General features: G+C 72.7%; 6 protein-coding genes and 1 pseudogene. 5 read left to right on the plus strand and 2 right to left on the minus strand.

Annotation, left to right across the window (positions count from 1 at the left end; genetic code table 11):
- A pseudogene (locus AB0G02_RS29200) lies at window positions 1–76 on the minus strand (hypothetical protein); the annotation flags it as partial.
- Between AB0G02_RS29200 and mshB the strand changes: the two are divergent.
- The 3 genes from mshB to AB0G02_RS29215 are packed head-to-tail and all read left to right on the plus strand — an operon-like array spanning window position 66 to window position 2,000.
- Window positions 66–902, plus strand: a complete 837-nt coding sequence (gene mshB, locus AB0G02_RS29205) for an N-acetyl-1-D-myo-inositol-2-amino-2-deoxy-alpha-D-glucopyranoside deacetylase (protein ID WP_360800080.1) — start codon at window positions 66–68, stop codon at window positions 900–902. The pseudogene AB0G02_RS29200 and the gene mshB overlap by 11 nt on opposite strands.
- Window positions 899–1,291, plus strand: a complete 393-nt coding sequence (locus tag AB0G02_RS29210; protein ID WP_360800068.1) for a hypothetical protein — start codon at window positions 899–901, stop codon at window positions 1,289–1,291. Before mshB ends, AB0G02_RS29210 begins: the two co-directional genes overlap by 4 nt.
- Window positions 1,272–2,000: a hypothetical protein gene (locus tag AB0G02_RS29215; RefSeq protein WP_360800071.1), complete on the plus strand. Its 729-nt coding sequence runs from the start codon at window positions 1,272–1,274 to the stop codon at window positions 1,998–2,000. Before AB0G02_RS29210 ends, AB0G02_RS29215 begins: the two co-directional genes overlap by 20 nt.
- Here the strand turns inward: AB0G02_RS29215 and AB0G02_RS29220 are convergent.
- Window positions 1,976–2,713 carry a GNAT family N-acetyltransferase gene (locus AB0G02_RS29220; protein ID WP_360800074.1) on the minus strand — a complete coding sequence of 246 codons (738 nt, stop codon included), beginning with the start codon at window positions 2,711–2,713 and terminating at the stop codon, window positions 1,976–1,978. The genes AB0G02_RS29215 and AB0G02_RS29220 overlap by 25 nt on opposite strands.
- 146 nt (window positions 2,714–2,859) lie before the next feature.
- Between AB0G02_RS29220 and fdxA the strand changes: the two genes are divergently transcribed.
- Entirely contained in the window at window positions 2,860–3,186 is a 327-nt protein-coding gene (gene fdxA, locus AB0G02_RS29225) for a ferredoxin (protein ID WP_033430540.1), read from the plus strand.
- Complete coding sequence (dapC, locus tag AB0G02_RS29230; RefSeq protein ID WP_360800077.1) at window positions 3,183–4,283, plus strand: succinyldiaminopimelate transaminase; 1,101 nt, start codon at window positions 3,183–3,185, stop codon at window positions 4,281–4,283. Before fdxA ends, dapC begins: the two co-directional genes overlap by 4 nt.
- Window positions 4,284–4,547 lie beyond the last annotated feature (264 nt).

Raw genomic sequence — 4,547 nt, forward strand, 5'->3', positions numbered from 1 at the left:
GCGGACGGGCGTCGGTGGTGAAGTCGAGGTCGCCGGACAGCCGGCCGAGCACGGCGTCCCGCACGCTGCCGCCCACGCCACCACGGTTGCTGCTGGTACACGCCCACCCCGACGACGAGAGCCTGTGGACGGGCGGCACCATCGCCCACTACTCGGCGGTGGGCGCGCACGTCACCGTGGTCACCTGCACCCTCGGTGAAGAGGGCGAGATCATCCCTCCCGCGCTGCGGGAACTGGCCGCCGACGCGGCCGACCAGCTCGGCGGGTACCGGGTCGCGGAACTGAGATCGGCGTGCGCGGCGCTGGGCGTGACCGACCACCGGTTCCTCGGCGGCATCGGCCGCTGGCGGGACTCCGGCATGGCGGGCGTCGAAGCGAACAACCACCCGCGCGCGTTCGTCAACGGCTCGTTCGACGACCAGGTCGCCGCCTTGGCGGAGATCATCGCCTCGGTGAAGCCGCACGTCGTGGTCACCTACGACGCGTTCGGCGGCTACGGGCACCCCGACCACATCCGGGCGCACCAGATCACGATGGCGGCCGCGGTGGACGTGGACCGCGTCTTCCACGCCGTCACGTCCCGGTCGGCCACCGAGGCGGGCGCGGCGGCGTTGGCGCAGATCCCCGACCTGCCGTGGCGGCTGCCCGCCGAGGGCGAGCTGCCGGTCACCGACGACGCCGCCATCACCACCACGATCGACATCTCCGAGCACCTGGTCGCGAAGCTGCGGGCGTTGCGCGCGCACTCCACGCAGATCGGCGTGTGGCAGGACGGCGCCGGCCGGGCCGCCTACGCGCTGTCCAACGGCATCGCGCAGCCGGTCGTGCAGGCCGAGCACTACGTGCTGGTCAAGGGGCCCGCGGAAGGTGCGGAGACAGACCTGTTCGGAGGGCTCGATTGAGCGATCGCCTGGCGCTGGTCGGCATCGGGGTCGCGGCGTTCGTGCTCGCCGTGCTGGAGCTGTTCTTCCTGCCGCTGCGCATGGACGGCACGCTGCTGCCGCGGGTGGACGACCTGCCGTTCCCGATCACGGTCGTGGTGGCGGTCGTGACCACGCCGCTGCTGGTGGCCGCCGCCTCCTGGTACGCGCGCCGCACGCTCGCCGCGGTGTCGCCGCTGCTGGTGTGGGTCGGCACGCTGCTGCTGTTCGGGCTGTTCGGACCGGGCGGTGACGTGGTACTCCTCAACGACTGGCGCACCCTGGTGCTGTTCGCCGGGGGCGCGTTGCCCGGCGCCATCGCGGTGGGCGCGCACATGGGGAGGACTGCCGGTGCCCGAGACGATCACTGACCGGGACGTGGTGCGGGCGCTTCGGCCGTTCGTGCGGGCGACCGGGCCGCTGCTGGACGCGCTGCGCGACGTGAACCTGCTCGGGCTGCGCGACCGCGAGGCGGAGCGGGGCGCCGACCGCAAGCTCCTGGACAAGCTGTGGGACCAGCTGGCCGCCGTGAAGGTCCCCGGCACGGCCGCGTGGAGCCGCATGGACGTGCGCCAGCGCGACGAGTTCTGGCTCAACCGGGTCGGCCGGGTCGTGTCGCTGGTCGCCGCGCTGCCCGGCATCGGCGGCGCGCTGGCGGACCGGCTGCCCATCCAGGCGGCGCTGGGCGCGGCCGGACAGGGGCTGCTGCTGTCCGCCATCGCGGGCGAGCACGGGTTCACCTCGACCGAGGACCGGGTGCGGCTGCTCGCGCACGTGCTGTTCCAGCGCGAGGTCGACGGGCTGCCGGTGGACCGGCAGGACGAGGACGAGCGGACCGCCGAGCTGACCGGGGAGCTGCGCGAGCGGTCCACGTTCCGGGCCATCGGGTCGACGATCTGGAAGCTCGCGAAGGTGCTGTGGAAGCTGGAGGACGAGCTGGACAAGCGCCCGCACGGCCGGTTCTACCACCAGGCCCTCGGGATGCTGCCGGTCGTCGGCGTGGTCGGTGACTACTTCGGTGAGCGATCGGCGCTGAAGCGGGTCCGCACGGCCGCCTACGCCTGGTTCGACACCCAGTAGCGGTAGCGGTGGTGCTCGGCGCAGCCCAGCGACCCGTACAGCGAGATGGCGGCCCTGTTGTGCTCGGCCACCTGCAGGGCGCACGTCGTCGCGCCCCGGTCCAGGCCCCACGCCGCCAGACCGCCCATCAACCGCCGTGCCAGGCCGAGCCGACGCGCCTCGGGGCGCACCGCGAGCCGTGCCACGTGCAGCAGTTCACCGACGACCGCGCCGCGCACGGCGGCCAGCACCTCGCCGTCCCGCACGACCACGCCGAAGCCGACCACCGGGCCGGACGTGAGCACGTGCCGCTGGGCGGGGGTGGGGTCGGGTTGCGCGGCCAGCTCCCACCATCCGGGAAGCGGGACGTCGGAAACGACCACGTCGGCGGACTTCGGTGTGGCGAACCCATCCAACCGACCGGTCATCACCAGCGACTCCGCCCCGCCCGGGTGGTCCACGTCGACCCTCCAGCCGGCCGCCTCGACACCGGCCTCGGCGGGTGCGCCGACGACCACGTGCGCGGTTGGAGTGATGCCGTGGGAGGTCGCGAAACCGACCACCTCGGCCAGCGCGTCGACGATCGGCAGACCCGGATCGCCCGTGGTCAGGGCGCTGTTGGCGCGTCCGGTGAAGCCGCCCGCGGCCCGCAGCCGCCACTGCCCGAGCGGCCGGTCGACCAGCGCCGGCCAGGCGTCCGCGCACCGCAGTTCCAGCTCGGTGACTCCCTGCACGCGAGCATCCTGCCCCGCGCAGGTGAGCGGCGGTCTGTGAGGTGGAGCACGGTGCTGATAAGGCGGGCCTGGGCGTTGGACAATCGACTCCGCCGCGTACTCTCCGGCTTGCGCGGTGTGGACCAGGACAAGAGCAGGAGAGCGCAGTGACCTATGTGATCGCCCAGCCGTGCGTGGACGTGCTCGACAAGGCGTGCATCGAAGAGTGCCCCGTCGACTGCATCTACGAAGGCGACCGGATGCTCTACATCCACCCGGATGAGTGCGTCGACTGTGGTGCTTGCGAGCCGGTGTGCCCCGTCGAGGCCATCTACTACGAGGACGACGTGCCGGACGAGTGGAAGGAGTACACGAAGGCGAACGTGGACTTCTTCGACGAGCTGGGGTCCCCCGGCGGCGCGTCCAAGGTCGGCAAGGTCAGCGCGGACCCCGCGTTCGTGAAGGCTCTCCCCCCGCAGGCGTCGCACGAGTGACCTCGGGTACCGCGAAGAGGCTCCCGGACTTCCCCTGGGACTCGTTGGCCGACCACGCCGCCAAGGCGCGCGAGCACCCCGGTGGTGTGGTCGACCTGTCCGTCGGCACGCCGGTGGACCCGGTCCCGGAGGTCATCCGGCACGCCCTCGGCACGGTCGCGGACCAACCCGGCTACCCCACCACGCACGGCACGCCCGCGTTGCGGGAGGCCGCGGTGGGGGCGTTGGCGCGTCGGCACGGTGTCGCGGGGCTCGACCCGGCGGCGGTGCTGCCGACCATCGGGTCGAAGGAGCTGGTGGCGTGGCTGCCGACGTTGCTGGGCCTGGGGCCCGGTGACGTGGTGGCCATCCCCGCGTTGGCCTACCCGACCTACGAGGTGGGCGCGCGGCTGGCCGGGGCGTCGGTCGTGCGGCTGGCCGACGGTGAGCCGCCGCCGGCCGGGACGTCCCTGGTGTGGCTGAACTCGCCGTCCAACCCGACCGGTCGGGTGCTGTCGGCGGAGCAGTTGGCGCGGGCGGTGGCCGACGCGCGTGCCGCGGGGGCGGTCGTCGCGTCCGACGAGTGCTACCTGGCGCTGGCGTGGACCGACCAGCCGGTGTCCGTGCTGCTGCCCTCGGTCAGCGGGGGATCGCTGGACGGGCTGCTGGCCGTGCACTCGCTGTCGAAGTCGTCCAGCCTGGCCGGGTATCGGGCGGGGTTCGTGACCGGTGACCCGGCGTTGGTGTCGTCGTTGCTGGAGGTGCGCAAGCACGCGGGGATGATCGTGCCCCGGCCCGTGCAGGCGGCCATGACGGCGGCGTTGACCGACGACGCGCACGTGGCGGAGCAGCGCGAGCGGTACCGGGCGCGGCGTGACGTGCTGCTGCCGGCGTTGACCGCGGCGGGGTTCGCGGTCGACCACTCCGAGGCGGGGCTGTACCTGTGGTCGACGCGGGCCGGCGAGGACGCGTGGGACACCGTCGGCTGGCTGGCCGACCGCGGCATCCTGGCCGCGCCGGGCACGTTCTACGGGCCGACGGGCGACAAGCACGTCCGCATCGCCCTCACCGCGTCGGACGAGCGGATCGCCGCCGCCGCCACCCGCCTCACCCCTTAGCGCGAGAGTCCTACCTCCACGCGGCGAGAGTCCTACGTCCAGGTGCCGCGAGTTCAACGCTCGACCGACCGCTCGGTATGCCGAATGTTGAACTCAGGCGCTCTGAACGTAGGACTCTCGCGCTCTGAACGTAGGACTCTCGCGCTCTGAACGTGGGACTCTCGCGGGGTGGGGTTGACCCGTTTTGACGGACAGGGTCGGTGAGGTGTGGTCAGGCTACCTGGTCCACTGGGTGGTGTCGGATTGCTTCGTAGGTGGCGGGGC

It is taken from the genome of Actinosynnema sp. NPDC023658 (assembly GCF_040639995.1).
GTDB lineage: Bacteria > Actinomycetota > Actinomycetes > Mycobacteriales > Pseudonocardiaceae > Actinosynnema.